Here is a 646-nt window from a genome sequence, read left to right on the forward strand (position 1 = left end):
GCAACCGGGGTTGGGGTAACACTAGAGGTATTATTTCCAGGGGTAGGATCTGCTTCATTGGCAGTTATACTCGCACTGTTGGTATACGTTCCTGAGGCATTGACTGTGGCAATGATAGATAAGGTAGTATTCGATCCATTGGCTAAAGCACCAATCGCCCAGATTCCTGTTCCACTTGTATAGGTTCCTGAAGCTGTGCTGGCGCTTACAAAAGTATAACCGGAAGGTAAAATATCCGTTACACTTACTCCTGTTGCGTTGCTTGGACCTGCATTGGTTGCTGTTAAAGTAAAAGTAACATTACTGCCAACATTAGGCGTAGCGCTACTTGCGGTTTTGGTTATACCAACATTAGACTGCGCAACCGGGGTTGGGGTAACACTAGAGGTATTATTTCCAGGGGTAGGATCTGCTTCATTGGCAGCTATACTCGCACTGTTGGTATACGTTCCAGAGGCATTGACTGTGGCAATGATAGATAAGGTAGTATTCGATCCATTGGCTAAAGCACCAATCGCCCAGATTCCTGTTCCACTTGTATAGGTTCCTGAAGCTGTGCTGGCGCTTACAAAAGTATAACCGGAAGGTAAAATATCCGTTACACTTACTCCTGTTGCGTTGCTTGGACCTGCATTGGTTGCTGTTA

1 protein-coding gene is annotated in these 646 nt (G+C 45.7%); it reads right to left on the minus strand.

Features of this window, described 5'->3' with window-relative positions; genetic code table 11:
• Window positions 1–646, minus strand: a 646-nt coding sequence (locus IW20_RS25115) for a DUF11 domain-containing protein (RefSeq protein WP_035629130.1), incomplete at both ends; no start/stop codon positions are given.

Origin of the sequence: Flavobacterium hydatis (assembly GCF_000737695.1) — a bacterium.
Classification (GTDB): Bacteria; Bacteroidota; Bacteroidia; order Flavobacteriales; family Flavobacteriaceae; genus Flavobacterium; species Flavobacterium hydatis.